Source organism: Streptomyces sp. NPDC031064 (genome assembly GCF_055570965.1).
Genome location: NZ_JBVIGF010000001.1, coordinates 540,751 through 565,908 on the forward strand (window position 1 = coordinate 540,751; position 25,158 = coordinate 565,908).

Sequence of the window (25,158 nt, forward strand, 5' to 3'; positions counted from 1 at the left end):
TCCCGGGTACGAGCCGGTCGTCGTCGGCATCGGCGGGTCCGAATGCTCCGAAGGTGGCGTGACGTGCCTCTCTGTGCGGCCACGTGACCTCCGCCCATAACGGAACGTAAGCGTCCATCCCTGGACCCGGGCTTGGCTGAGGCTTACGGCCCCCTTAACCTACGGTTTCGTAACCTACGAGCCCGTAGGTAATTCTCCCGTCCCCAGGAGCACCCGCATGACCCTCACCTCTCCCCACCTCGGCAGTTCGGACGTGTGGACCGACGCCCGGCTGCTGTACGCCCTGGAGGAGGTGGTCGAGAAGGAGCTCAACCGCCACCTCAAGGTCGTCAAGGACTGGATGCCGCACGAGTACGTGCCGTGGTCGGACGCCCGTAATTTCCCCGGCTTGTTCGAGGACGGCGAGGCCTGGGAGCCGGAGCAGTCCAAGGTCACCGACATCGGCAAGATCGCGCTCGTGGTCAACCTGCTGACCGAGGACAACCTGCCGAGCTACCACCACGAGATCGCCACCCTCTTCGGCCGGGACGGCGCCTGGGGCACCTGGGTGCACCGCTGGACCGCCGAGGAGGGCCGGCACGGCATCGTGATGCGCGACTACCTGCTCGCCTCGCGCGCCGTGGACCCGGACAAGCTGGAGCAGTTCCGGATGGCGCACATGAGCGAGGGCTTCGAGTCGGACAACCGCCACTCGATGCTGCACTCGGTCGCGTACGTCGCCTTCCAGGAGCTCGCGACCCGCATCTCGCACCGCAACACCGGCCACCAGTCGGGCGACCCGGTCTGCGACCGGATGCTGGCGCGCATCGCGACCGACGAGAACCTGCACATGGTCTTCTACCGGAACCTGCTGGGCGCGGCCTTCGAGATCGCCCCGGACCTGACCATGCAGGCCGTCCGCGACGTGGTCGTGAACTTCCGCATGCCCGGACACGGCATGCCGGGCTTCGAGCGGGCGGCCGCGCAGATGGCCATCGGCGAGATCTACAACCTGCGCATCCACCACGACGACGTCCTCCAGCCCGTGCTGCGCTTCCTGAAGGTCCTGGACATCGACGGGCTGGGCCCGGAGGGCCTGAAGGCGCAGGAGGAGCTGGGCCTGTACATGGGCGGGCTGGACGACGAGGCGCGCAAGTTCGACGAGAAGCTCGCCGCCCGCAAGGCCCGCATGGCGGCCCGCGGCCGCTGACCCCGGCGGGCGCCCCGCCCTCCCCCGGCCCGGGCCCCCGCCCCGCCCTCTCCCGGCCGGGGCCCCACCCGCCGCGGTGGCGGCCGGCTCCGGTCGGGCGGGGAGCGCCGCCCGGCGCACGGTGCCGCCCGCCCCGTATCACCAGGCGGCCGGCCGGTAGTCCTTCAGGAAGACCCCGGCGACCGGTGCGCCCGCCTCGCCCCGCACGATCGGGTCGTAGACGCGGGCGGCGCCGTCCACGACGTCCAGCGGGGTGCGGGTCCCGGCGGCGGCGATCCGCGCCTTGCGGGGTGCGGGGTTCTCGTCGGTGATCCAGCCGGTGTCGACGCTGCACATGTGGACGCCCTGTCCGGCGAGGTGCTCGCCGCTGGTGCGGGTGAGCATGTTGAGCGCGGCCTTGGCCATGTTGGTGTGCGGGTGGCCGGCCGTCTTGTTGCGCACGGCGAACCGCCCCTCCACCGCGCTGACGTTGACGATGTAGCGGCGCGGGTGCGGGGATGCCCGCAGCAGCGGCAGCAGGCGGTCGCACAGCAGCGCGGGGGCGAGGGCGTTGACGAGCTGGGTCTCCAGCAGCTCGGCGGGGTCCAGCTCGCCGAGCCGCGCGGACCAGGAGTTGTGCGGCGCGGGGTCGGGCAGCAGCCCGGCCTCGTCCGTTTCGCCGTCGAGACCGTCCAGCCCGTGGAGGCTGTCCAGGCCTTCGAGTACGAGGGCGAGGGCGCCGCCACCGGTGGCCGGGAGCGCGGGGGCGTACCCGGGCGCGGCGATGACGCCGGCCGGCAGCTCGCCCCGCTCCCCGGCCCGGAGCGCGGCGTACGACTCCGGCGGGCGGCGGATCGTCTGGGCGGCGTTGTTGACGAGGATGTCCAGGGGCCGGCCGTCGGCGAGGAGCCGCTCGCACAGGCCGAGGACCTGGCGCGGGTCGCGGAGGTCGATGGCGACGACGGTGAGCCGCTCCAGCCACCGCTCGCTGCCCTCGGCGGCGCGGAAGCGGCGCAGCGTGTCATGCGGGAAGCGGCTGGTGACGAGGAGCTCGGCGCCGTCGCGGAGCATCATCAGGGCCAACTGGAACCCGATCTTCACGCGGCCGCCGGTGAGCAGCGCGCGACGCCCGGTGAGGTCGGTGGTCAGGGCCCGGCGGGCGGCGTTGCCGTCGGCGCAGACGGGGCAGAGCCGGTGGTAGAACGCGTCGGCCTGTCGATAGGGCGCTTTGCAGACATAGCAGTGGCGGGGCTTGAGGAACTCCCCCACGGTGCCGCGCCGGGTGGGCAGGGGTGCGTCCTCCCGCCGGTCGAGCGCACCGGTGGCGGTGGCGGCACTGAGCACGGCGTCGGCCTCGGACCGCGCCCGCTGCCGGGCCTTGCGGCGCTTGTTGCGGCTCTCGCGGGCGAAGGAGGCGGCGACTTGCTCGGCCCGCATGCGTATCGGGTCGTCCAGGGGCAGGGCGCGTAGCCGCCCCACCGTGCGGCCGAATGCGGCCAGCTCGTCGTCCGTCACTGCGCTGTGCTGCTGCTCCATGCGCATGTGATCTTAAGGGTGGGCGGCTCGCACGGGCATCCGGTTATCCCCCGCTGCGTCCCGGGATCAGCGCCCCTGCCGCCGGAGCGCGTACCGCTCCTTCTCCGAGAGGCCGCCCCAGACGCCGAAGCGCTCGTCGTGGGTGAGGGCGTATTCGAGGCAGGCCTCGCGGCCTTCGCAGGCGGCGCAGAGGCGCTTGGCCTCGCGGGTGGAGGAGCCCGGGTCCGGGAAGAAGAACTCCGGGCCGGTCTGGGCGCACAGGGCGGTTTCCTGCCAGGAGAGTTCGTGGTCGTCGCGAGTGGTGCGGTTGATCGGCATGCCGAACACGCTGCCCCGCTCCGATAAACGGGACGTCAACGAACGATCAACGGCAGGACGGCCGGGACCGCGTTGGTTCGCTCCGTAAGCATGGGCCTCCGAGGCGTGATCGGCAAGGGGTTCGATTCGGTCGGGGTGTCGGTGTCGCGACGGTGTGGGGTTCGGGTGCGCTTGTGGTGCTGGTGAGCGGGGTCTGGGGGTTCCCCAGGCGACGCCGAGGGGGAGCGTGCAGGTGCAAGGCGTAGGAGGCAGCCTCCGGAGGGTGGGCTTCATCGAGGCCGGCCACGACGCCACATGGCCGGGGCCGCCGGGGCCGCTCCGTGAGACGGCGCGGCGCCGGCGGCCCCGGCCAGGTGTGGCCCCGGCAGGGGCCATGAGGGCCAGGCGGGCGGTCTGGCCCCGCGGTCACGCCCCGTCAGGGAGCGCAGGCCTCGATGTGCGTCGGCACACCCGGGATCGGCTCCCAGTTGCCGCCCGTGCTGACGTAGACCGCGCTGATCCAGCCGCGCGGGCCGCCGGCGGTCACCTGTACCCACCAGTTGTTGGCGTAGGGGCCGTCGACCACGGTGTCGCCCTTGAGCTGGCAGTGCGCGTCCACGGTCATCTGGCTGATCTTGACGCGGCTGTAGGCCGGGCAGGAGAAGGAACCGCAGCTGCGCATGTTGACGTCGGTCGCCCACACGTAGACGCCGACGGTGTTGCTCGCGGCCTGCGCCGGTGCGGCGCTGATCAGGGACAGCGCGGCGCCGCACGCGGCGACCACCGCCGCGGCCGTACGACGCAGGCGGCTGGTTCGCTGGGACATGGGTTCCTCCGGGGACGCGATCGGTGTTCGGCGACGGGTGCTCGCCGCCGGGAAGGTGACGGGCGGTCCGGTCCTCGCGTATGAGTGCTCCGCGGGCCGATTTCACGCCCGAACGCGCTCATACGGGCGACCCCGCGGTCCCGTCTCCCCACCGGCCCCTGCGGGCCCTGATCACGCTCTCGACCGACGGAGGAGGGAACCGGCCACAGCTCAGGCGTTTCCGGTCATTGTCCGGCGTCATCGGATCGCCACATAGCGGGAAGGCGATCCGTTCTCCGGCATGCCCGGGAACGGCCCGCCGTATCGTCGGTGCCGAGAGCCGGGGACGCGAATCGGGGGACGACCGTGGACATGCGCCTTCTGGGGCCCGTCGAGGTGTGGGGCGGGGACCGAAGAGTTCCGCTGAACGGTTCAAAGCCGACGGCGATACTGGCGGCCCTGGTCGTCCATCTGGGCGAGGTGGTCTCCGTGGACCGTCTGGTGGACCTGGTCTGGGAGGAGCAACCTCCCGCGACCGCACGGGCGTTGGTCGCCTCGCACGTGTCCGGACTGCGTCGCGCGCTGGCCACGGCCGGCGCCGCGGAGACGATCCGCACCCGGGCCCCCGGCTACCTCGCCGAGCTGCCCCCGTCCCGCGTCGACGCACGCCGTTTCGAGCGGGCGCTGGCCCTGGGCAGCCGCATGACCTCGGAGGGCAGGGCCGCCGAGGCCGTCGACGTCCTGCGGGACGCGATGGCGCTGTGGCGCGGACCGGAGGCCCTGGAAGGGGTCGGGCAGTCCTTCGCCCGGATCGAGGCCGCACGTCTGGCGGAGCTCCGGCTCACGGCACAGGAGGAGCGGTTCGCCGCGGAACTGGCCCTCGGCTGCCCCGCGGAGCTGGTGGCCGAACTCCTCGCGCACGTGGCCGCCAATCCACTGCGCGAACGGCCGCGCGGGCAGCTGATGACGGCGCTGTTCCGGACCGGGCGGGTGCCGGACGGGCTGCGGGTCTACGAGGAGGGACGCGCCCTGTTCCAGACGGAACTGGGCATCGACCCGGGCCCGGAGCTGCGCGCCCTGCACCAGGCCCTGTTACGCGCGGACACCGGTGTGCTGGGCGCCCGGGTTTCCCCCGCCCATGTCCCGCCCGCCCATATCTCCTCCGCCTCCGTCTCCCCTGCCTCCGTATCTCCCACCTCCCTCTCCCCCACCTCGCTGTCCCGCGCATCCCGCTCCCCCGCCCCCGTATCTCCCACCCCCCTCTCCCCCGCCCTCGTCTCCCACGCGCCGGTCCCGCCCGCCGGGGCGGCCGGCGCCGATCCCGTCGGCCCCGTCGCGGCCCCAGGTCCCTCCGTCCGGTCGGCGGCGTTCGCGCCCGGCCGGGAGCGGCCGCGGGCGGAATCCGGCGGCACCGACCGGCCCGCACCCTCCCACCTACCGCCGGACGTCGCCGACTTCGTCGGCCGCGGCGAACAGATCGCCTGGGCCACGGCCCTGCTGGAGGGCGCCGACGACACGTCCCGGACCGCCCCGGCCATCGGTGTGATCTCCGGGCGCTCCGGGATGGGCAAGACCGCGCTGGCCGTGCACGTCGGCCACCGCACGTCCGCCCGTTTCCCGGACGGCCGGCTGTTCCTGGACCTGCGGGCCTCCGACTCCGCGCCGCTGCCGACCGCCGACGCGCTGGCTCGGCTGCTGCGGGCGCTCGGCGTCGACGCCGAGGATCTGTCCGGTGACGAGGACGACCTCGTCGGCCTCTACCGCACGTACACGGCCCGCCGACGAGTCCTCCTCATCCTCGACAACGCCGTGGGAGAGGCGCACCTGCGGCCGCTGCTGCCGTCGGGCGGCGGCTCGGCCGTACTGGTCACCAGCCGCCGGCGCCTGGTGGCCCTGGAAGGCGCGAGCCGTCTGGAACTGACCGCCCCCTCCGAGGCGGAGGCACTCGATCTCCTGGCCCGGGTGGCCGGCGGCGGGCGGGCGCGCGCGGAGCCCTCGCACTCCGCCGAGATCGTCGCCCTGTGCGGTCATCTGCCGCTCGCCGTCCGCATCGCCGGCGCCCGCCTCGCGGCCCGGCCGCACTGGACCCCGGCCCGTCTCGCCGCTCGGCTGCGCGACGAACGCAGACGGCTGGACGAACTCCAGGCCGGGGACCTGGAGGTGCGCGCGAGCCTGGGGCTGGGCTACGCCGATCTCGACGAGCAGGAGAGGCGGGCGCTGCGCCGGCTGGCCCTGATGGACCTGCCCGACTTCCCCGCCTGGATCGCAGCGCCACTGCTCGACATCACGGTGGACGAGGCGGAGGAGGCGGTGGAGCGGTTGGTGGATTGCCACTTCATCGACGTGACCGGCGCCGACGAGACCGGCCGGATCCGGTACCGGATCCACGATCTCGCGCGGGAGCACGCCCGGGAGCGCTGTCTGTCCGAGGAGAGCGCCGAGGACCGGGACGCCGCGGTGCTGAGGCTGGCGGGCCGCTGGCTGTCGATGGCCAAGGCAGCCTCCTCCCGAGGGCCGGGCGAGGCCTCGCGGCTGCTGGCCGCCGCCCGGGACGCCGGGCCGCTCGAACCGCACGTGCGCGAGGAACTGCTCGCCCGGCCCGCCGCGTGGTTCGCCGCCGAGCAGCCCTGCCTCGTCGCCGCCGTCAAGCACTGTGCCGACCACGGGCTGTCCCGCACGGCACGCGACCTGGCCGCCGCAGTGGTGGCCAGTTCCGCGGCCCGGTACAACCAGTTCGACGCGTGGTCCCGCTCGCACGCCGTCGCCCTGGACGCGGTGCGCCGCACCCGGGACGTCGAGGGAGAGGCCTGGCTGCTGCACGGCCTGGGCGAACTGCGCCTGCAGCAGGACCGCTTCGAAGAGGCCTACGCCTTCTTCGCCGACGCGCTGGTCCTCTTCGAACGGACGGCGGCGCCCCGGGGTGTGGCGGGCGCGCTGGCCGGCATGGGCTCGGCCCGCCGCGAGCAGGCCCGCTTCGACGAGGCCCTGGAGCTGATGGGCCGTGCCCTTCCGCTGTACCGGGAACTACGGGACGGCACGGGCGAGGCCCATCAGCGCTACGGCATCGGCGGCGTACACCGCGACCGGGGCGCATACGACGAGGCGAGGTGCGAGCTGTCCACGGCGCACCGGCTGTACGCGGCGGCCGGCAACCGGCACGGCGAGGCGCTCGCTCTGCGCGGGCTCGCGCTGTGCCACCGGGCCACGGGCGAACTGACGGATGCCGAGCGCTTGTTGGGCCAGGCGCTGGATCTCTTCCAGGAGACCGGGGACGTCTTCGGCGCCATGTACACGGGGCAGTCGCTGGCGAAGGTGCACATCCGGCAGGGCCGGCTGCCGGAGGCGCGCGAGCGGCTCGACCGGTGTCTGGAGACCACCCGTGAGCGGCAGGACCGCTTCGGCCAGGCCCTGGTGCTGCGGACGCTCGGGGAGTGGCATCTGGCCGCGGGGGCCTGGGAGGCCGCCGCGGAGTGCCTGCACACGGCCCTGTCGCTGTGGGAGGAACTCGAACTGCCGCTGTGGCGCGCCCGGACCCTGCGTGATCTGGGGAGCGTCGCGGCGGCACGGGGCGAGCTGGAGACGGCGCGCGTCCGGCACCAGGAGGCGTTCGAAATCTTCCGCGCGCTCGGCAGCCGGGAAGCCGACGAGGCCGGCGCGACGGGCGAGTCCGGGGATGCGGGTGCCTGCTGATCCTCTGCAGACGGAGGTGCAGGGGATGTGCAGCGGTTTTGCAGAGCCCGCGCGCACGCTGTGAGCGTGACAGAGATCATCCTCCTTTCGGATCGGCGGGTCGCCGCCACCCCGGTCGCCGAGAACGGCGAACCGCTGGTCGACGCCCGCGAGGTCCCCGTGTTGCGCGTCGACCGGCGTCAGGCCGACGAGGACGGGTCGTACGCCCACGTCCGGGCGGACGTGATGCGTCGGCTCCTGCTCGCCCAGGCCGCGCTGCCCGACGGGATCTGCCTGCTGATGGTGGAGGGTTTCCGCCCTCCCGAGCTGCAGAGCAGGTACTTCGACAGCTACGCCGACGAGATGCGCCTGGCCCACCCCGGCGCGGACGTGGCGCGGATACGTGAGCTGACCAGCGCGTACATCTCACCGCCGGAGGTCGCTCCGCACGTCAGCGGTGGCGCCGTCGACCTGACCCTGTGCACCGAGGACGGCGTCGAACTGCCGCTCGGGACCGAGGTCAACGCCACTCCGGAGGAGAGCGACGGTGGCTGCCGCACGGCCGCCGTCAACATCGACGCCAGGTCCCGGGCCCACCGCGAGGTGATGGGCCGGGCGATGACGGCCGCGGGTTTCGTCAACTACCCGACGGAGTGGTGGCACTGGTCGTTCGGCGACCGGTACTGGGCGCTGCTGACCGGGGCGCCGGCCGCCAGGTACGGGCCCGTCGCCCGGCGCATCCCGTAGCGGCCCGTCCGCGTCCGGCCGCACCACCCATCGGCACACGCCGTTCCGGCCGACCTGGCCGACCAGACCCACCCGAACCAACCGATCCGAACGGACCGACCTGTTCGACCTGTCCGGCCTCACCGACCGGACCGACCCGGGGGAAAACACTGTGACGAGCACCCGTGCCGCGACCACGTCCTCGACACCCGAGACAGCGCACGGCAGACGGACCGCCGCCGAGGCCGAGGCCGCCGCCGGCCACATGACCGCCGCCGAATTCGACGAGGCGTTCACCGCCGCGATGCCCCGGCTGCGCAATCGGCTGCTGGCGCTGACGGGCAACCCGCACGACGCCGACGACCTGTTGCAGGAGACGTATCTGCGGCTGTCCCGCCGGGCCCACGCGCGCGTGCTGGCCCGCCAGGCGCATCCGTACGCCTACACCTGCGCGGCCGCGCTGAACCTGCTGCGCGACTCCTGGCTGCGCCCGTCCCGCCGGGAGCACTGCACCGACCGGATGCCCGAGCCGAGCTGGGACGGCGGGTTCGCGGCACGGGAGGCCGCGGTGGTGACCCTGGCGCTGCTGCGCGGTCTGTCGCCCAAGGAAGCGGCGGCGGTGATCCTCGTGGACATCGAGGGACTGACCCACGACATGGCGGGCGAACGGCTCGGCGCCCACCGCGGGACCGTGCAGCGCAACCGGATGCGGGGTCTCGCCAAGATTCGCGCGGCGCTCGACGCATACGAGACGCGCCCCGGTCCCGTCTGCACCACGGAGAACGACGAGCGCGCGACGCGCGCCCGAACCCACGGGGAGACCTCATGCGCCGCATGAACCGCAGACTGGCGACGACGGCGGGAATGCTGCTCGCCGCCTCGATCTGCTGTGCCGGAACGGCGACGGCCCACGCACCGCGGCCGACCGGCGCGCCGGCCGCGACCACGACCACGACCACGACCACCGAATGCCGCCCCCTGGCGAGCGCCTCGGCCCAGGCGCAGGCCATCGTCAACGCCGCCTGCTCGCAGATCGGCGTGCCGTACTCCTGGGGCGGCGGCTCCATCAACGGGCCGACGTACGGGCAGGACTATCCCGGCGGCGGTCCAGGCGCCCACGACAGCCAGGTGAAGGGCTTCGACTGCGGGCACCTGGTGCAGTACGCGGCGTGGCAGGGAGCCCGCATCGCGCTGCCCGAGGGCACCTGGAACCAGGCCCGCTGGAGCGGAGCCACCGCCCGCTTCACCCCCGGCCAGGGTCTTGCCCCGCTCCAGCCGGGTGATCTGGTGATGTGGGGTTCGGACCCGGCGAACCTCTCCAGCGTCCACCACATCGCCGTCTACCTCGGCAACGGCAAGATGGTCGAGGCCCGTGAGTCGGGAACGACGGTGATGGTGAGCGACGTACGGCTGAACGCCCAGTACGCCGGTGCCCTGCGCATCACCGGCGGCGAACAGCCGCCGGCGGACACCAAGCGGTTTATGACCTGGGGCACGGACGTCGCGCTGCGCAAGCAGCCCAACACCGGCAGCACGGTGGTGACCCGTCTGCCGGGACCCACCCCGCTCGACGTGCTGTGCCAGGCGCGCGCACAAATGGTGCACGCCGAGGGCTACAGCAACGACGCCTGGTCCTACGTCCCCAAGTACGACGCCTGGATCTCCAACATCTTCATCGCCGACCCCGCCGCCTGGCTGCCCGGCGTCCCCGCCTGCTGACCGCGGTCACCACGCCACCTCGTCCCGCACCACCGCACAAAGGAGAATCCGCCATGCGCGCACTCAAGCGCACCCGTTCCATCGGCCTGCTCGCCGCCTCGATCGTCGCGGCGGGGCTGGTTCCGCTCACGGCCGGCTCCGCGCAGGCCGCGCCCGCCGGTTACACCGGGTTCTGTCCGGCCGCGGGCCAGGTGACCCAGTGGTGGTCGCCGACCGTCGGCGAGCACGACGGTGTCGACATCGCCAACGTCACGGGCACCCCGATCTACGCGGCCGGAGACGGCAGCGTCATCGCCGCGGGTCCGGCTACCGGTTACGGACTGTGGATCCGTATCAAGCACGACGACGGCACCGTGACCGAGTACGGCCACATGGACACGATCGGGGTGTCGACGGGCCAGCGCGTGAGCGGCGGACAGCAGATCGCCACCATGGGCAACCGGGGCGCCTCCAGCGGCCCCCACCTGCACTTCGAGGTGCAGGCCTCGACCGCCGGCGGCCGCGGCATCAATCCGGTGCCGTACATGGCGGAGCGGGGCGTGAGCCTGCCGTGCACGCCCGGCGGCGGCAACTCGGGCACGAACTTCACGACCTGGGGCACCTCCGTCAACGTCCGCGCCGACGCCCGGCTGAACGCCGCGGTCGTGCGCACGATCAGCGGGCCGACCCCGGTGTACGTGAAGTGCCAGAAGCGCGGTGACATGGTCCACGCCGAGGGCTACAGCAACGACGCCTGGTCCTACATCCCGGCGCTCGGCGGCTACATCACCAACATCTACATCGACCACCCGGCCGCCTGGCTTCCGGGCGTGCCGGCCTGCTGACCGGCCTGCGGGCCGGCGCCAGGGGCCTCGCGGCGGCGGCTCTGACCGCCGCGGCGCTCCTGTGCCCCGGCCTCACCGCGCCCGCGCAGGCGGCCGACTCCGCGCCCGGCACCCCGGACGCGGTCGTGCCACCTACGGCGGCTACTGGCACACCTGGTGGGTCAAGTTCCCGGCGACGGGCATGGTCCCCGATCTGTACATGAGCGAGATCTTCCTCCTCGCCCCCGGAACCCGCTCGGGTTCCGGGGGCGAGGCGTTTCCGGCCGGCGGACCGTCAGCAGGGGTCGACGGAGTCGGAGGGGTCGGCGCCGATGTTGACGTTGCCGCCCCACACGTAGGAGCCGGTGTACCGCGAGTGGCCTATGCCGTCGACGACGTGGCCGTAGTACCAGACGGCGGTCGTGTATCCGCTGGCGGTCACGCTCTGGCCGTACACGTAGCAGAGGCCCTCCATGTAGAACCGGTCGACGGTCGGGCCGGTGTTGACGCGGATCGTGCTCTGTGTGTTCGGGGCGGTCCGTACGTTGCTGTTGGGCTGCAGCGAGACGTAGAACCCGTTGGGGCGGGCCTCCGCCGCGCCGGCCGAGACGAGCAGGCTGAGGGCGGCGCCGGCGGCGATACCGGCGGCGGCGACGCGGGTGCTGAGCTGGGACATCGTCAAACGCTCCGTCGAATGAGGGACCCGGGGGGTCGCGGTCGGCGGGGGCGGTGATGAGCCGCCCCCGCCCGGGAGACGGGAGCGGCGGCGTCGCCGTATGAGCGCCGGAGCGAGCGGTTTTCCTCCGGCCCGGTCTCATACGGGGCGGGTCGCGATCACGTCTGGACAGCGAGGTGAGCACACCACCCCCGCCGACCGGATCCCGGGCGGCGCACCCTCGATCCGTCCGGAAGGACACCACCATGACGACGGCACTTCGGCGCATCGCCCACCCGATCGGCGCCGCGGCCCTGCTCGGCGCGCTGGCCCTCGGCGCGGGCACGGCCTCCGCCCGGCCGGCCGCCCCCGCCCAGTCGGCCGCGCGGATGACCGCCGGCGAGCAGGCCGCCTACCCGGTCTTCACCACCTGGGCCACCGACGTCAACATGCGGAAGGACCTGCAGCAAATAAACGGATGGGCCTGCCCGGAACGCCCCTCCACCACCAACTGCCCGGACGTCACCGGCCGGGCGCAGCCGGGCGACCGACTGGAGATCTCCTGCCAGATGCTCGGGGAGACGATCGGCGGCAATCCGTACTGGGTCTTCGCCTACAACCGCACGCGCGGCACCGACGGCTGGATGGCGAGCTACTTCATCGCCCACCCGGACAACAAACTGCCCGGTGTTCCCTCGCCGTGCTACGGACCGTGACCCGCCCGGCCCTGCCACAGCGCGCCGGCGCAGCCCGCCCCGGTGTCCGCCGGGGCGTCACCCTCACGAGAGAAGCCGACATGACCGCGACGCGCATTCCCCTGCCCGCCCGCACCCGCGCGGCGATGAGAGCGGGCGTCCTGTTCGGGGCGGCGACGGCCCTGCTGTGCACCCTCCTGGGCGCCGGCGCCGCCGCCGTACCCGACAGGACGCCGTCACCGTCCGCGGCGCAAGCCGAAGTTCCCGCCGGGGTGACGGCCGGCGTCGCCGTCTTCGACCGGCAGACCGGCGCCTTCACCGAGCAGGTCAACAGCGCCGGCCAGTTCCGGTCGGCCTCCGTGGTCAAACTGCTGATCGCCCTGGACCTGCTGTGGAACCGCGCCCCCGACGCCCTGGCCGCGGCGGACAGAGCCCGGGTGGACGCCATGCTGCGTGCCAGCGATGACGCCGCGGCCAGCCACTTCTGGTCCGCCAACGGCTCCGGCGCGATCGTCGACCGGATGGTCGCACGGCTCGGCCTGACGGACACGGCCCGGCCCCCGTCCACGCACCCCGGCTACTGGGGATACACGGCCCTGTCGGCACGCGACACCGTGAAGATCTACCGCTATCTGCTCGACTCCTCCCCCGCCGCCGTGCGCGACTACGTCCTCGGCAATCTGCGGCAGTCCACCCGCTGCGCCGCCGACGGCTACGACCAGCACTTCGGCATCGCGGGCTCCTTCGACCGCCCCTGGGCCGTCAAGCAGGGCTGGTCCGGCTTCGGTTCCGGCGGGTGCACGACCACGGCCGGCACCGCCGCCCGGAGCACGGACGCGGAGGACGGCGAGCACGCGGACGAGGGGGCCGACAGGGCCGGCGGTGAGCGGGCCGCGGCGGGAGCCGAGGCCGTCGACCTCGCGCGCCCGGCACTGCACACGACCGGTGTGGTGGGCGCCGGCGACCGTTCCATCGTGGCCGTCCTCACGCTCCATCCGGCCGGGACGGCGTACGGCAAGGCCTACTCGGACGTGGGCCGGCTGACCCGCTCGCTGAACGTCCCCGGCGCCACACGTCCGGCGGGCACCTGGATCGGCACCTGGGGCAGCGGCGTACGGGTCCGCGCCGAGGCGACGACCGCGGCGACCCCGCTCACGACGCTGCCCGCCGGGGTGGAGGTCCTCGTACGGTGCCAGAAGCGCGGCCAGCAGGTCAGCGTGCCGCCCTACGTCAACGACTGGTGGGCCTACCTTCCCCAGTACAGCGGCTTCATGAGCAACATCTACCTCAGCACGCCGGAGAACCAGGTGCCCGGAGTGCCGGTGTGCTGACAGCGCGACCGCCGGGGCCCGCCCGTGTCCGGCCGCCCGCCACGGCGCATCACGGAGGTCACCGGCGACCCGGACAATGGACCGCGGCGCTGCGCGAGCAGCGCCGGGGACTACGGGCGTCCCTGACCCACCCGGACGGCTCGGACCTGGAGGTGGACGCCACGGTGGTGCCGCTGCCCGCGGGCGGCCAGGCGCGTTTCATGGTCTGCGTCGCCCCCGCGGCTCAGGAGCGGCCCGGGGGGGACGAATCGCTGCTCCGCGCGCTGTTCGGCCAGGACCGGATCGGACTGGTCGTCACTACTAGGGCGGTGTCGGGGTGCTGGTGATGACCGCGAAGCGGGCGCCGTAGGGGTCGGTCAGTTTGGCGTAGCGGCCCACGCCGCCCATTTCGCTCGGGGAGAGGCGGACGGTGCCGCCCAGTTCTTCGGCCTTGGCGACCGTCGCGTCGGTGTCGGGGACCTCGAAGTAGGGCGTCCAGTAGGGGCCCTCCGCCGCCTCCAGGGGATCCGATTCGAGGGGGACCACGCCGCCGAAGGAGTCGTCGTCACCGCCTTCGGCCGGGGTGAGCAGGATGTACGAGCCCGTGCCGTCGGGCCACGGTACGGCGGACGACTCGATGCCGAGCACCGATCCGTAGAAGGCCATGGCGGCGGCCGGGTCGCGGGTGTACAGCTCCGTCCAGCACAGGCTGTGCGGGTCGGTGACCACGTCCAGTCCCTTGTTGGCGCCGGGCTGCCAGACGGCGAAGCCGACGCCGGCCGGGTCGGCGAAGACCGCCATGCGGCCGAGGTCGAAGACGTCCATGGGCTCGGACAGCACGCTTCCGCCGCCTTCGCGCACGGCCGCCGCCGTGGCGTCGGCGTCCGGTGTCCGGAAGTAGACGGTCCACCCGGGCGGCGCCTGCTCGGGCGGGACCGTCATGCCGCCGGCGACGGTCCTGCCGTCCAACTGGAACATGCCGTATCCGCCTGCCTCGGGACCGGCCGACCGGAAGCGCCAGCCGAACAGGGCGCCGTAGAAGGATTCCGCGCCCTGGAGGTCGGGTGTGCCCAGGTCGACCCAGTTCGGGGAGCCGGTGAGGTAACGGGTGGTCAGCATGGTGCCGAGTCTGCTGCCGTGGCCGGACCCCCGCATCAGGAGGGCGCCCGCACGCATGATCGGGCCCGCCTCCGGCGTCGACCGGGAGCGCCCGGCACCGCGAGCTGACCGCACGACCGTGCGTTCAGTACGCTGGGCGGATGACGGACGGACGTGACGGACGGGTCGAGCGCGGCAACCAGACCCGGCGGCTGATCCTCGGGCGCACGGTGGACATCGCCTCGGTGGAGGGGCTGGAGGGCCTCTCCCTGGGGCGTATCGCCACGGAGCTGAAGCTGAGCAAGAGCGGGGTCTTCGCCCTGTTCGGCTCCAAGGAGGAGCTGCAACTGGCGACGGTACGGGCGGCGGTCGCCGTGTACGTCGAACGGGTGATCGCCCCGGTACGGGACCTGCCGCCCGGGCCGGGGCGGGTGTGGGCGCTGTGCGACAACTGGCTCGGGTACTCCCGGGAGCGGGTGTTCGCGGGCGGGTGCTTCTTCTACGGCGTGTCGGCCGAGTTCGACGCCCGCAGCGGGCCGGTGCACGAGGCCATCGCGAAGGCGCGCCACGACTGGGTGGCGTACGTGGAGCGGACCCTGGACGAGGCCCGTTCGGCGGGCGGTTTCGGCCCCGGCATGGACGTGGGCCAGGTGGCGTTCGAGATCATCGCGCTGATGGAGGCGGCGAACGCCCAGTCGGTGCTGCACGACGACGACTCCGCGTACGACCGGGCCGCCAGGGGCATCCTGAGCCGGCTGCGCGCCGAGGTGACGGACCCCGGGGCACTGCCGCAGCGGCCGTAGGCCCCGCCACGGCATCGCCCCGTCAGGGCCGGGCGTCGGCCGTGACGACGAAGTCGACCGCCTGGGCGACCACGTCCGGGTCGGCGAGGATGCGCCGGTGACCGAGGCCCTTGGTGACGACGAGGCGGGCGCGGTCGCCGTGGGCGGCGGCGGCGAGGCGTGACTGGGCCACCGGGGTCATGTCGTCGTCCTCGTCGTGGAACAGCAGGACGGGCGCGGCCAGTCGGTCCGCCTCGTAGGTGGCGGTGAGGCGCTGCCATATGCCGGGCTCGCCGGGGAAGAGGCGGCGCTCGACGTGGCCGCGGATGTCGTCCTTCAGCCGCTCGTGCAGGCCGAGTCGCGCGCAGAACGCGTCGAGGAGGTGGTCGAACTCGGCGACGCCTCCGATGCCGACGAACCGGTGTGCCACGACGCCGTCGTGCAGCGCGACGAAGGACGCCAGCACTCCGAAGGAGTGCGCGAGGACGGCCTCGAAGTCACCGTGCTCGGCGTGCAGCCGCCCGATGATCTCGCGGTAGTCGCGGATGTTGCTCGCGCGCCCCTCCGAGTCGCCGTGCCCCGGCGCGTCGAAGGTGACGGGGCTGTAGCCCTTGTCGCGGAGGGCGGCGATGAACGCGCTGAACCGGGAGCTCCGTGACGACCAGCCGTGGACCAGGAGCACCGGGCGGGCGCCGTCGCCCCACGCGTATGTGACGACGTTCCTTCCGTTCACCCGCAGCGTGCCGAGCCGGGCGCGGTTCAGCAGTGGGCGCTCGGCCGACCGGACGCGGCTGCGCCCCAGGGGCTGGACGAAGGCGGCGAAGGCGAGCCTGCCGGAGAGGCGGGACGAGACGCGGGAGGTGGTGCTGAGGGCGGTGCGAAGGAGTGGAGCCATGGGATGCATGCCGGGTTCTCCTCGGTCGGCCGGGGCGAGACAGAAAATGCTAGCACGATCGTTCGTATAGTCTTATGGGGAAGAAAAGCCCGCCCCGGCACTCCGGGGCGGGCGGGCGGAAACGGCGGAAAGCCGGGACGCTCAGTCGGCGTGCGCGCCGCCCGTGGCCGTCGTGGGGTGGTGCGGCTCGTAGCCGGGGATCGTGCCGTCGGGCTTGGCCACCAGGAAGAGCCCGGCCATGCCCATGTCGGAGTGGCTCTGGACGTGGCAGTGGTACATCCAGGCGCCGGCGCCCACGTGCTCGCCCGCGATGATCTGGAAGCCGAAGGAGTCGGCGGGTCCGGTGATCTTGTTGTCGATGACGGGGCTGGGGTCGTCCGGGCCGGTGAGCATGCCGGTACGGTTGTCCGCCCACCGGTGACCGTGCATGTGGAAGGTGTGGTAGTACTCGCCGTGGGTGATCATGATGATCTCGACCCGGTCGCCGACCGTGGCCCGGAAGTCGGGGCTCTGATGACCCGGCCTGTTGTTGATCGTCATGTCGTTGAAGACGATCGTGAACTGCTTGTCCGGCAGGATGTCGCCCTTGCGGCGCACGACGACCGGCCCGTACAGCCCCTTGCGGATGCCGCCCGTGCCGTGGTCGGTGCCCACGACGTGGTCGTGGTAGTGCCAGTAACCCGCGCTTCCGGCGCGCCAGGTGCCGTCCTTGCGGCGGCCGGGGGCATGGGTGCGCCAGGTGTAGGTGCGGGTGCCGCCGGGCTCCACATGGCTGCGGTTCATCCTCGTACCGTCGTTCGCCACGTCGTAGTCCACGCCGTGGACGTGCAGGCTGACCGGGACGTCCATGGTGTTCTCGAACTCGATGTGGAGCGTGTCCCCTTCGTTCAGCTCGATCAGCGGCCCGGGGATGGTGGCCTTGCCCTTCTCCAGCCCGTAGCCCATCTGACCGTCCGCCAGTTTCTCTGCGTACAGCTTGAGGTGGCGCACCTGGCCGCCCGCCGGGGCGGTGCGCGGCGGCGTCTCGGCCGATACCGCGCCGGGCGCGGAGGCCAGGGACGCGGAAGCCGAGGACAACGATGTCACGCCGGTCGCGGCAACCGCTCCCCCGGCCAGCAGGCGCCGGTTGAAGCTCCGTCTGTCCATGCCGAACTCCCCAGTGCGGTGCGGAGGATGACGGGGCGAAGCGCCCCCCGGACGGGCACACCGTAGCCGGGCGGGGACGGGTTTATCCACAGCCAGGACAAAGTTCGCGGGATTGGTGTCAAGCTATTGGCGTGTCGCGGAAAGAGGTCTAGCTTCATCGTCGTTTGCTGTGACCACAGAGGGGTGGGTGAACACATGCACCGTGCACCACATCACCGGTCAAGATCCCGCCGCCGGGCGGGGGTTGCTCTCGCCGCCGGCGCCATGGCGGCCTCCCTGCTCAGCGGGACGGCGGCCACCGCCGAGCCCAATCCCGGTGAGCCGAGCCCCGTTCGGACAACGTTGTCGATACCGTCGCCGCCCGGCGGGGCCAATGTGCGCGTGCTGGTCTTCCACGCCTCGGCCACGTCCGAGCCCCCGACCGTCGACGCCGGTATCGCGGCGATCGAGGCGATCGGCCAATCCGGCCCGGCCGCCCAGCAGTTCCGTACCGAGGCCACGGACGACGCCTCGGTGTTCACCAACGCCCGCAAGCTCGGCCGGTACAACGCGGTGGTGTTCCTGACCGGTGGCGGCGATGTGCTCGACCCGGAGCAGGAGGCGGGCCTGGAGGCGTACATGGAGGCCGGCGGCGGCTTCCTCGGCATCCACGACGCGGCGCGCACCGAGCCGTATTCGGACTGGTTCACCGGACTGGTGGGCGCCCGGCCCGCCGCGAACGGCCCCACCGCCGTCCAGCGCGCGACCGTCGAGGTCGGGGACCGGCAGCACCCGGCCACCAAGCGGTTGCCGCTGAACTGGAAGCGCCCGGACAAGTGGCTCAACTGGACGGTCAACCCGTCGGGCAAGGTGCACACGGTGGCGCGGGTCAAGGAGAGCACCTACCAGCCGGGCGCGAGCGCCAACGGCTGGGACCACCCGGTCTCCTGGTGCCGTGACTACGACGGCGGCCGGTCCTTCTACACGGGCATGGGCGGTACGGCCGACTCGTTCGCCGAGACCGACTTCCGCGAGCACCTGCGCGGCGCGCTGCTGTGGACGACCCGGCTGTCCCGTGCCGACTGCAAGGCCACCATCGACGCCAACTACACCGCGGAGCGGGTCACCCGGCCCAACCAGCCGGGGCAGAACGACCAGATCGGTGAGCCGCACGGCCTGGTCGCCGCCCCCGACGGGCGCATCCTCTACATCGGGCGCGGCGGCGCGGACTCCTCGAAGCCCGTGGTGACCGACTGGAACAACCCGGACATCGGCAAGGGCAAGGGCGAGATCCACGTCTACGACCCGAAGACGAAGAAGGTGCAGCTCGCGGGCGAGCTGACGGTCTTCGGCAACAAGGGCGGCGGCGACGAGCTGATCAAGAACGAGGAGGGTCTCCTCGGCATCGAGCTCGACCCGGACTTCCTCTCCAACGGCTGGGTGTACCTGCACTACACACCCCACTCGCGGATCAACCGCGACACGCACATGGCGGAGCGGTACGTCTCCCGCTTCACCCTGGACCTCGCCACCAACCGTCTGGACCCGGCGAGTGAGAAGGTGCTTCTGAAGTGGCCGGTGCAGATCCACAGTTGCTGCCACGCGGGCGGCGGCATGGCCTGGGACTCCAAGGAGAACCTGTACATCGCCACCGGTGACAACAACTCCAGCGGCTTCAGCTCGGGGTACTCGGGCAACAACCCCGAGCCGGACTTCAAGGGCGTCTCGTTCGCCGACGCCCGCCGCACCTCGGGCAACACCAACAACCTCAACGGCAAGATCCTCCGCATCCACCCGGAGGACGACGGCACGTACACGATTCCCGAGGGCAACCTCTTCACCGGCGAGGAGCCGGACGAGGGCGGCGGCAAGACGCGCGGCGAGATCTATGTGATGGGCGTGCGCAACCCGGCCCGGATCTTCGTCGACCAGCAGACCGACATCCTCTACGCGGGGTGGGTCGGCCCCGACGCCGGTGCGCCGTCCACGACGTGGGGCCCCTCGAAGTACGACACGTTCGCCGCGATCACCAAGGCGGGCAACCACGGCTGGCCGTACTGCATGGGCAACAACCAGCCCTACCGGGACCGCAACCTGCCCGACCCGGGCAAGCCGCTCGGCTGGTACGACTGCGCCAAGCCGAAGAACGAGTCGCCGAACAACGACGGCCTGGTGAACCTGCCACCCGTCACACCGAACTCGATCTGGTACTCGCCGCAAGGCGGCGGCGTGGACTACCCCCGCGACGCCAACGGGGTGCCCAGCTACCGGACGGAGGAGCAGAAGGTGCTGCTGCCCTGGCTCAAGGGCGGCGGCCAGGCGACCATGAACGGCCCGGTGTACCGGTACGACACGGCGTCCGACAGCACGGTCAAGTGGCCGGCGTATTGGGACGGCAAGTGGTTCGTCGGTGACTTCTACGACGGCGACCAGCCGCGGCACGCCGTGCTGATGGACCCGAGGACGGTCGGCAAGGGCGGGCTGCCGGTGCACGCCGAGTCCCTGAAGAAGATCATCCCGGTGGGGTCCGGTGGCATCCGCAACCTGATGGACTGGAAGTTCGCGCCGGACGGTTCGCTGTACGTCCTGGACTACGGGCGCGGCTTCTTCACCTCCGACCCCCAGTCCGCGCTGTGGCGCGTGACGTACAAGGGCGGCGAGCCGACGCCCGCCGCCGACGGTCTCGCGAGGAAGGGGGCGGCGCAGTGAGCTCCAGTACGGTGAGACACCGCTCCCCGCGGTTGTGGACGGCTCTGCTCGGGGCCCTGCTGATGGTCCTCGGCCTGACGTCGACCGCCGCGTACGGGCGGCCCGACAACGGACCGGCGGCCGCGGCGGAGCAGGTGCTGACCTGGACCGCCGGTGACCCCATCGACCGCTACCTGACCTTCCCGGCCACCGCGGTGGCGGGCCCGACGACGATCGTGTTCGAGAACAGCACGGCCACCGGGAACACCACCGGGATGCCGCACACGCTCACGTTCGACGTCTCGGACCCGGAGTACAACAACGACGTCCCGCTGAACATCCTGGCCAATCCCAACGACGACCGGGGCGGCAAGCACACCGCACAGGTGACCCTGACGCCCGGCCGGTACCGGTTCTACTGCACGATCCCGGGCCACGGCTCGATGCAGGGCATCCTGACCGTGACGGAAGGGGGCGGCGGGGACACCACGGCGCCGGAGACCTCCGCGAAGGTGGAGGGTGAGCGGAACGCCGACGGCGCGTACATCGGCCACGCCAACGTCACGGTGTCGGCCACCGACACCGGCGGCTCGGGCGTGGACCGCATCGAGTACGCGGTCGGGGCGGACGGCGCCTGGCAGGCGTACACCGCGCCCGTGATGGTCCACGAGGTGGGCACCCACAAGATCCGCTACCGGGCCACCGACAAGGCGGGCAACACCTCCGCGGAGAAGGCGGTCGACTTCACCGTGGTCGCCCCGCCGACGGACGACAGGACCCCGCCGGAGACGTCGGCGACCGTCAGCGGCGAGAAGAACGACCAGGGCCAGTACCTGGACATGGCGACGGTCACGGTCACCGCGTCCGACACCGGCTCGGGCGTCAACACCATCGAGTACGCGATCGGGGCGGCGGGCGCCTGGCAGACCTACACGGCTCCGGTGATGGTGCACCAGGTGGGCACCCACACGGTGCGCTACCGGGCGACGGACCGGGCCGGGAACGTGGCGGCCGAGAAGTCGGTGCAGTTCACCGTCGTCGCCCCGCCCACCCAGGACACCACCCCGCCCGAGACCACGGCCACGGTGACCGGAGCCAAGAACTCCGACGGCGCGTTCATCACCAGCGCCACCGTGACGGTCACGGCGACCGACACCGGCGGCTCGGGCGTGGAGAAGGTCGAGTACTCCCTGGACGGCGGGCCGTACCTGGCGTACACGGCGCCGGTCGTCGTGGACCGGGTGGGCCACCACACGGTGCTGCACCGGGCCACCGACAAGGCCGGCAACACCTCGGGGGCCAGGCAGGTGAGCTTCAACGTCGCGGAGGGCGGCGGCGTACCGGCGCCCAACTGCCCCGAGTACGACGAGCGGCTCACCGTCATCGTCGGCACCGTCGACTCCGGCGTGCCCAACCGGATGACGCGCAGCCGGTGCACCATCAACGAACTGATCGAGGACGAGAAGGACTGGTCGTCGCACGCGCTGTTCCTGAAGCACGTGGACGCGGTCCTCGACAGGCTCCTCGCGGAAGGGGTCATCGACGCCCGGGAGCACCGGACGGTCTACCGCGCGGCCAAGGAGTCCGGCATCGGCAAGCCGGGCGGGACCAGCGGCTACCGCACGCTGTTCGACGGCTCGGCGGAGACCTTCGCGAAGTGGCAGCACGTGGGCGGCGGGAAGTTCGCCCTCAACGGCGACGGCTCGATGACCAGCAGCACCACGGTTCCGGGGATGGGCATGCTGTGGTTCCCGCAGCGGCAGTACGGGGACTTCTCGCTGAAGCTCCAGTGGCGCGACGACGCCCCGGGGCCGGGCAACGCCAACTCCGGTGTGTTCGTCCGCTTCCCGAACGTGCACAACCACCCCGAGGAGCCCCGGCCGGAGTGGGTCGCCATCAAGTTCGGGCACGAGGTCCAGGTCCTGGACCGGCCCGACGGCGACATGTACAAGACCGGCTCGATATACGGGTTCGACCGGGTGGGCCTGGGCGGTGCGGGCGTCACTCCGAAGGGCACCTGGAACGACTACGAGATCCGGGTGGAGGGCCAGCACTACTCGGTCTTCCGCAACGGTGTCCTGATCAACGAGTTCGACAACAACGGCGGCCAGGAGTTCTACCCGCCGCGCGACGGCGACCCGGGCACGGACGGCCGGCGGTACGCCACCGGCTACATAGGGCTCCAGGTCCACGGCACGACGGATGTGATCTCCTACCGCGACATCCGGATCAAGGAGCTGTGACCGGCCGGCCGGTCCGCTAGTCGGTCTTCTTGGCCCGGCTCGGCTGTACCCGCTTGGGCTCGCCCGGCATCTTCGGGTAGTCCGGCGGGTACGGCAGGTCCGCCAGGCCGTGGTCGCGCTCGTCCTTGGCGGCCAGCTCCAGCAGGCTGTCCAGCGAGAAGGCGTGGTTCTCCATGTCCGCGTGGACGTCGCCGTGGTCGGCGTACCGCACGGGCATGGTGGCCAGGTCGAAGTCCCGGGGGTCGACGTCGTCGAGCTCTTCCCAGCGGAGGGGGGCGGACACCGGGGCGTGGGGCTTGGGGCGGATCGAGTAGGCGGAGGCGATGGTCCGGTCGCGGGCCGTCTGGTTGTAGTCGACGAAGATCTTCTCGCCGCGCTCCTCCTTCCACCAGGCGGTGGTGACCCGGCCGGGCATGCGCCGTTCCAGCTCCCGGCCGACGGCGATGGCGGCGCGGCGGACGCGGGTGAAGTCCCAGCGCGGCTCGATCGGTACGTAGACGTGGATGCCGCGCCCGCCGGAGGTCTTCGGCCAGCCCCGCAGTCCGTAGTCGTCGAGCAGACCGTGGAGCTCGTGCGCGGCGGCCACCGCGTCGGCGAAGCCGGTGCCGGGTTGCGGGTCGAGGTCGATGCGCAGCTCGTCGGGGTGGTCGGTGCGGTCGCCGCGGACGGGCCAGGGGTGGAAGGTGAGGGTGCCGAGGTTGGCGGCCCAGATGACGGCGGCGATCTCGGTGGGGCGGATCTCGTCGGCGAAGCGGCCGCTGGGGAAGGTGATGTGGGCCGTGGGAATCCAGTCGGGGAGGTTCTTGGGCGCGCGCTTCTGGAAGAAGGACTCGCCCTCCACGCCGTCGACGAAGCGCTCCAGGGTGGTCGGGCGGTCGCGCAGGGCGCGGGTGATGCCCTCGCGCACGGCGAGGAAGTAGCGCGCCACGTCCAGCTTCGTGAAGCCGCGCTCCGGGAAGTAGACCTTGTCCGGATTGGACAGGCGTACGGTCCGCCCGCCGGCCTCCAGCTCCACCGCGTTTCCCATGGGTGCCACAGTAGAACGCCCGGATAAGGTGTGCATATCGGGCATATCGCTCGCCTCTCGGGCAGAATCGAGCCATGGACCTGCCGGTGATGCCGCCCGTGAAACCGATGCTGGCCAAGTCCGTGAAGAAGATCCCGCCCGGTATGCAGTACGAGGCCAAGTGGGACGGCTTCCGCGCCATCGTCCACCGGGACGGGTCCGAACTGGTGATCGGCAGCCGCACCGGAAAGCCGCTGACCCGGTACTTCCCCGAGCTGGTCACCGCACTGCCGCCACGGCTCCCCGAGCGCTGTGTCGTCGACGGCGAGATCGTGATCGCCCACGAGGGGCGCTTGGACTTCGACCGCCTCACCGAGCGCATCCACCCCGCCGCCTCCCGCGTGAAGATGCTCTCCGAACGCACGCCCGCCCGTTTCATCGCCTTCGACCTGCTGGCCCTCGGCGACGAGTCGCTGCTGGACACCCCGCTCGTCGAGCGCAGGGCGGCGCTGGAGGAGGCCCTGCACGGCGTCGACTCCCCCGTCCACCTCGCACCGTCCACCACCGACATCGACGTGGCGCGGGGCTGGTTCGAACAGTACGAGGGCGCCGGGCTCGACGGCGTGATCGCCAAGCCCCTGGACCTCCCCTACCGGCCCGACGCCCGGCTGATGTACAAGATCAAGCACGAGCGGACCGCCGACGTCGTCGTGGCCGGCTACCGCTTCCACAAGACCGGCCCGGTCGTCGGCTCCCTGCTGCTGGGCCTGTACGACGACCAGGGCACCCTCCAGCACGTCGGGGTCTGCGCCGCGTTCACCGAGAAACGTCGCGCGGAGCTGGTCGACGAGCTGGAACCGCTGCGCATGGACCCGCCCGACGACCACCCGTGGGCGGCCTGGACGGACGAGGCCGCGCACGAGACCGCCCGGCTGCCCGGGGCGCCGAGCCGCTGGTCCGGCAAGAAGGACCTGTCCTGGGTGGCGCTGCGGCCCGAGCGGGTGTGCGAGGTCGGGTACGACCACATGGAGGGCACCCGGTTCCGGCACACGGCCCAGTTCCGCCGGTGGCGGCCGGATCGTACGCCGGAGAGCTGCGGGTACGGGCAGTTGGAGGAGCCGGTCTCCTACGACCTCGACGAGGTGCTCTCGGGGGGGTGAGGCGCCTCACGACCCCGCGCCCAGGGTGTCGATGGCGGCGATGCGCCAGGCGCCGTCCTTCCGTACCGCGTCCACCGCGAACATGGCGGCGCCGTACGCCGTGCCGCCCTTCTTGGCCGCCGTCCGGGTGTTGCTCTGGTCCGCGTAGATGAGCACCCGCGCCCGATCACCGTCGATCAGTTCCACGCCGCTCTGGGTGACGGTGGTGGTGAGGACGAGCTTCTGCCGCGCCGCCTGCTCCCGTACCGGGGCCAGCATCGCGCGGTGCTGCTCGACCGCCTTGCCGGTGAGGTGGGCGCGCACGGCCCTGTCGGCGGCGCCGGTGGCCGCGTAGTCGTAGGAGAAGAGGGCGTTCACCGCCTTGGTGACCTGGCCCTTCACCTCGCTGGTGCGGGCGACGTCGGTGAGCGCGGCGTTACGGGCGGCGGGCGTGTCCCGCAGCGCGGCCGCCTCTCCGGTGGCCCAGGCGGCGAAACCGCTCAGGAGGACGGTGAGGGCGCCCAGTGCGGCGGGTAGCCGTTGGCTCCGTGGCCGACGGGCATCGCGTGCGGCGCGAGGCGTGGGCGTCTGCGTCTGCGTCTGCGTCTGCGTGGACGTGGGCGTGGACGTGGGCGTGGGCCGACGCGGGGGCGCGGCCGTGCGCGTGGCGTTGACGCTCGCCAGGCGGCGTCGCCGGTTGACGAGGTGACGGGTGGTCGACATGGAGCCGGCTCCTCTCAGTCGGCGGCGGGCGCGGGGCCGGGCGCGGGGCCGGGCGCGGGGCCGGGCGTGGTGCCGG

22 protein-coding genes are annotated in these 25,158 nt (G+C 72.3%); 13 read left to right on the forward strand and 9 right to left on the reverse strand.

Annotation, left to right across the window (positions count from 1 at the left end):
* Positions 1-217 precede the first annotated feature (217 nt).
* A complete protein-coding gene (locus ACZ46W_RS02240; RefSeq protein WP_468329936.1) occupies positions 218-1,189 on the forward strand; it encodes an acyl-ACP desaturase in 972 nt (323 codons plus the stop codon).
* Positions 1,190-1,327: 138 nt separating this feature from the next.
* Here ACZ46W_RS02240 and ACZ46W_RS02245 read toward each other — a convergent pair whose 3' ends face one another.
* The 3 genes from ACZ46W_RS02245 to ACZ46W_RS02255 form a co-directional block, all read right to left on the reverse strand.
* Entirely contained in the window at positions 1,328-2,704 is a 1,377-nt protein-coding gene (locus tag ACZ46W_RS02245) for an SDR family oxidoreductase (protein ID WP_468329939.1), read from the reverse strand.
* Positions 2,705-2,770: 66 nt separating this feature from the next.
* A complete protein-coding gene (locus tag ACZ46W_RS02250; protein WP_126884597.1) occupies positions 2,771-3,022 on the reverse strand; it encodes a WhiB family transcriptional regulator in 252 nt (83 codons plus the stop codon).
* Positions 3,023-3,437: 415 nt separating this feature from the next.
* On the reverse strand, positions 3,438-3,827 hold the full coding sequence (locus ACZ46W_RS02255; protein WP_468329944.1) for an SH3 domain-containing protein: 390 nt from the start codon (positions 3,825-3,827) through the stop codon (positions 3,438-3,440).
* 351 nt (positions 3,828-4,178) lie between these two features.
* Here ACZ46W_RS02255 and ACZ46W_RS02260 point away from each other — a divergent pair, with 351 nt between their 5' ends.
* The 5 genes from ACZ46W_RS02260 (at position 4,179) to ACZ46W_RS02280 (ending at position 10,744) form a co-directional block, all read left to right on the forward strand.
* Positions 4,179-7,496 (forward strand): AfsR/SARP family transcriptional regulator, encoded by a 3,318-nt coding sequence (locus tag ACZ46W_RS02260; RefSeq protein WP_468329947.1) that lies wholly within the window; start codon positions 4,179-4,181, stop codon positions 7,494-7,496.
* 66 nt (positions 7,497-7,562) lie between these two features.
* Positions 7,563-8,222 (forward strand): M15 family metallopeptidase, encoded by a 660-nt coding sequence (locus tag ACZ46W_RS02265; protein WP_468329950.1) that lies wholly within the window; start codon positions 7,563-7,565, stop codon positions 8,220-8,222.
* A 151-nt stretch (positions 8,223-8,373) separates the two neighbouring features.
* Entirely contained in the window at positions 8,374-9,039 is a 666-nt protein-coding gene (locus ACZ46W_RS02270; RefSeq protein WP_468329953.1) for an RNA polymerase sigma factor, read from the forward strand.
* Positions 9,036-9,920: an NlpC/P60 family protein gene (locus ACZ46W_RS02275; protein WP_468329956.1), complete on the forward strand. Its 885-nt coding sequence runs from the start codon at positions 9,036-9,038 to the stop codon at positions 9,918-9,920. The genes ACZ46W_RS02270 and ACZ46W_RS02275 overlap by 4 nt, the downstream gene beginning before the upstream one ends.
* A 53-nt stretch (positions 9,921-9,973) precedes the next feature.
* Entirely contained in the window at positions 9,974-10,744 is a 771-nt protein-coding gene (locus ACZ46W_RS02280; protein WP_468329958.1) for a M23 family metallopeptidase, read from the forward strand.
* A gap of 274 nt (positions 10,745-11,018) precedes the next feature.
* On the opposite strand, the gene ACZ46W_RS02285 is transcribed toward ACZ46W_RS02280, so the two are convergent.
* On the reverse strand, positions 11,019-11,399 hold the full coding sequence (locus ACZ46W_RS02285; RefSeq protein WP_468329961.1) for a hypothetical protein: 381 nt from the start codon (positions 11,397-11,399) through the stop codon (positions 11,019-11,021).
* 245 nt (positions 11,400-11,644) lie between these two features.
* Here ACZ46W_RS02285 and ACZ46W_RS02290 point away from each other — a divergent pair, with 245 nt between their 5' ends.
* The 3 genes from ACZ46W_RS02290 to ACZ46W_RS02300 all read left to right on the forward strand — a co-directional run bounded on the left by ACZ46W_RS02290 (position 11,645) and on the right by ACZ46W_RS02300 (position 13,730).
* On the forward strand, positions 11,645-12,094 hold the full coding sequence (locus ACZ46W_RS02290; RefSeq protein ID WP_468329964.1) for a hypothetical protein: 450 nt from the start codon (positions 11,645-11,647) through the stop codon (positions 12,092-12,094).
* 125 nt (positions 12,095-12,219) lie between these two features.
* Positions 12,220-13,404, forward strand: coding sequence for a hypothetical protein (locus ACZ46W_RS02295; RefSeq protein WP_468332380.1), 1,185 nt, complete (start codon positions 12,220-12,222; stop codon positions 13,402-13,404).
* A complete protein-coding gene (locus tag ACZ46W_RS02300; RefSeq protein WP_468329967.1) occupies positions 13,398-13,730 on the forward strand; it encodes a hypothetical protein in 333 nt (110 codons plus the stop codon). Before ACZ46W_RS02295 ends, ACZ46W_RS02300 begins: the two co-directional genes overlap by 7 nt.
* On the opposite strand, the gene ACZ46W_RS02305 is transcribed toward ACZ46W_RS02300, so the two are convergent.
* On the reverse strand, positions 13,705-14,502 hold the full coding sequence (locus ACZ46W_RS02305) for a VOC family protein (RefSeq protein ID WP_468329970.1): 798 nt from the start codon (positions 14,500-14,502) through the stop codon (positions 13,705-13,707). The two genes, ACZ46W_RS02300 and ACZ46W_RS02305, sit on opposite strands and share 26 nt — an antisense overlap.
* A 140-nt stretch (positions 14,503-14,642) precedes the next feature.
* Here ACZ46W_RS02305 and ACZ46W_RS02310 point away from each other — a divergent pair, with 140 nt between their 5' ends.
* Positions 14,643-15,284 (forward strand): TetR/AcrR family transcriptional regulator, encoded by a 642-nt coding sequence (locus tag ACZ46W_RS02310; RefSeq protein ID WP_468329973.1) that lies wholly within the window; start codon positions 14,643-14,645, stop codon positions 15,282-15,284.
* A gap of 22 nt (positions 15,285-15,306) precedes the next feature.
* On the opposite strand, the gene ACZ46W_RS02315 is transcribed toward ACZ46W_RS02310, so the two are convergent.
* Together ACZ46W_RS02315 and ACZ46W_RS02320 are read right to left on the reverse strand one after the other, a co-directional pair.
* Positions 15,307-16,158: an alpha/beta fold hydrolase gene (locus tag ACZ46W_RS02315; protein WP_468329976.1), complete on the reverse strand. Its 852-nt coding sequence runs from the start codon at positions 16,156-16,158 to the stop codon at positions 15,307-15,309.
* A 141-nt stretch (positions 16,159-16,299) separates the two neighbouring features.
* Positions 16,300-17,304, reverse strand: a complete 1,005-nt coding sequence (locus ACZ46W_RS02320) for a multicopper oxidase domain-containing protein (protein ID WP_468329979.1) — start codon at positions 17,302-17,304, stop codon at positions 16,300-16,302.
* A gap of 195 nt (positions 17,305-17,499) precedes the next feature.
* On the opposite strand from ACZ46W_RS02320, the gene ACZ46W_RS02325 reads away from it, so the two are divergent.
* A complete protein-coding gene (locus ACZ46W_RS02325) occupies positions 17,500-19,992 on the forward strand; it encodes a ThuA domain-containing protein (RefSeq protein ID WP_468329982.1) in 2,493 nt (830 codons plus the stop codon).
* Positions 19,993-20,054: 62 nt separating this feature from the next.
* Entirely contained in the window at positions 20,055-22,214 is a 2,160-nt protein-coding gene (locus ACZ46W_RS02330) for an OmpL47-type beta-barrel domain-containing protein (protein WP_468332383.1), read from the forward strand.
* A 16-nt stretch (positions 22,215-22,230) separates the two neighbouring features.
* On the opposite strand, the gene ligD is transcribed toward ACZ46W_RS02330, so the two are convergent.
* Entirely contained in the window at positions 22,231-23,241 is a 1,011-nt protein-coding gene (gene ligD, locus ACZ46W_RS02335) for a non-homologous end-joining DNA ligase (RefSeq protein ID WP_468329985.1), read from the reverse strand.
* A 74-nt stretch (positions 23,242-23,315) separates the two neighbouring features.
* Between ligD and ACZ46W_RS02340 the strand changes: the two genes are divergently transcribed.
* Positions 23,316-24,380, forward strand: coding sequence for an ATP-dependent DNA ligase (locus ACZ46W_RS02340; protein WP_468329988.1), 1,065 nt, complete (start codon positions 23,316-23,318; stop codon positions 24,378-24,380).
* Between the two features lie 6 nt (positions 24,381-24,386).
* On the opposite strand, the gene ACZ46W_RS02345 is transcribed toward ACZ46W_RS02340, so the two are convergent.
* Complete coding sequence (locus ACZ46W_RS02345) at positions 24,387-25,082, reverse strand: hypothetical protein (RefSeq protein WP_468329991.1); 696 nt, start codon at positions 25,080-25,082, stop codon at positions 24,387-24,389.
* Positions 25,083-25,158 lie beyond the last annotated feature (76 nt).

What these genes read in the sequence shown, in the direction of transcription:
- ACZ46W_RS02240 (WP_468329936.1), top strand. Translation starts at nt 218, where the DNA reads ATGACCCTCACCTCTCCCCACCTCGGCAGTTCGGACGTGTGGACCGAC.
- ACZ46W_RS02245 (WP_468329939.1), bottom strand. Translation starts at nt 2,704, where the DNA reads ATGGAGCAGCAGCACAGCGCAGTGACGGACGACGAGCTGGCCGCATTC.
- ACZ46W_RS02250 (WP_126884597.1), bottom strand. Translation starts at nt 3,022, where the DNA reads ATGCCGATCAACCGCACCACTCGCGACGACCACGAACTCTCCTGGCAG.
- ACZ46W_RS02255 (WP_468329944.1), bottom strand. Translation starts at nt 3,827, where the DNA reads ATGTCCCAGCGAACCAGCCGCCTGCGTCGTACGGCCGCGGCGGTGGTC.
- ACZ46W_RS02260 (WP_468329947.1), top strand. Translation starts at nt 4,179, where the DNA reads ATGCGCCTTCTGGGGCCCGTCGAGGTGTGGGGCGGGGACCGAAGAGTT.
- ACZ46W_RS02275 (WP_468329956.1), top strand. Translation starts at nt 9,036, where the DNA reads ATGAACCGCAGACTGGCGACGACGGCGGGAATGCTGCTCGCCGCCTCG.
- ACZ46W_RS02280 (WP_468329958.1), top strand. Translation starts at nt 9,974, where the DNA reads ATGCGCGCACTCAAGCGCACCCGTTCCATCGGCCTGCTCGCCGCCTCG.
- ACZ46W_RS02285 (WP_468329961.1), bottom strand. Translation starts at nt 11,399, where the DNA reads ATGTCCCAGCTCAGCACCCGCGTCGCCGCCGCCGGTATCGCCGCCGGC.
- ACZ46W_RS02290 (WP_468329964.1), top strand. Translation starts at nt 11,645, where the DNA reads ATGACGACGGCACTTCGGCGCATCGCCCACCCGATCGGCGCCGCGGCC.
- ACZ46W_RS02295 (WP_468332380.1), top strand. Translation starts at nt 12,220, where the DNA reads ATGAGAGCGGGCGTCCTGTTCGGGGCGGCGACGGCCCTGCTGTGCACC.
- ACZ46W_RS02305 (WP_468329970.1), bottom strand. Translation starts at nt 14,502, where the DNA reads ATGCTGACCACCCGTTACCTCACCGGCTCCCCGAACTGGGTCGACCTG.
- ACZ46W_RS02310 (WP_468329973.1), top strand. Translation starts at nt 14,643, where the DNA reads ATGACGGACGGACGTGACGGACGGGTCGAGCGCGGCAACCAGACCCGG.
- ACZ46W_RS02315 (WP_468329976.1), bottom strand. Translation starts at nt 16,158, where the DNA reads ATGGCTCCACTCCTTCGCACCGCCCTCAGCACCACCTCCCGCGTCTCG.
- ACZ46W_RS02320 (WP_468329979.1), bottom strand. Translation starts at nt 17,304, where the DNA reads ATGGACAGACGGAGCTTCAACCGGCGCCTGCTGGCCGGGGGAGCGGTT.
- ACZ46W_RS02325 (WP_468329982.1), top strand. Translation starts at nt 17,500, where the DNA reads ATGCACCGTGCACCACATCACCGGTCAAGATCCCGCCGCCGGGCGGGG.
- ACZ46W_RS02330 (WP_468332383.1), top strand. Translation starts at nt 20,055, where the DNA reads ATGGTCCTCGGCCTGACGTCGACCGCCGCGTACGGGCGGCCCGACAAC.
- ligD (WP_468329985.1), bottom strand. Translation starts at nt 23,241, where the DNA reads ATGGGAAACGCGGTGGAGCTGGAGGCCGGCGGGCGGACCGTACGCCTG.
- ACZ46W_RS02340 (WP_468329988.1), top strand. Translation starts at nt 23,316, where the DNA reads ATGGACCTGCCGGTGATGCCGCCCGTGAAACCGATGCTGGCCAAGTCC.
- ACZ46W_RS02345 (WP_468329991.1), bottom strand. Translation starts at nt 25,082, where the DNA reads ATGTCGACCACCCGTCACCTCGTCAACCGGCGACGCCGCCTGGCGAGC.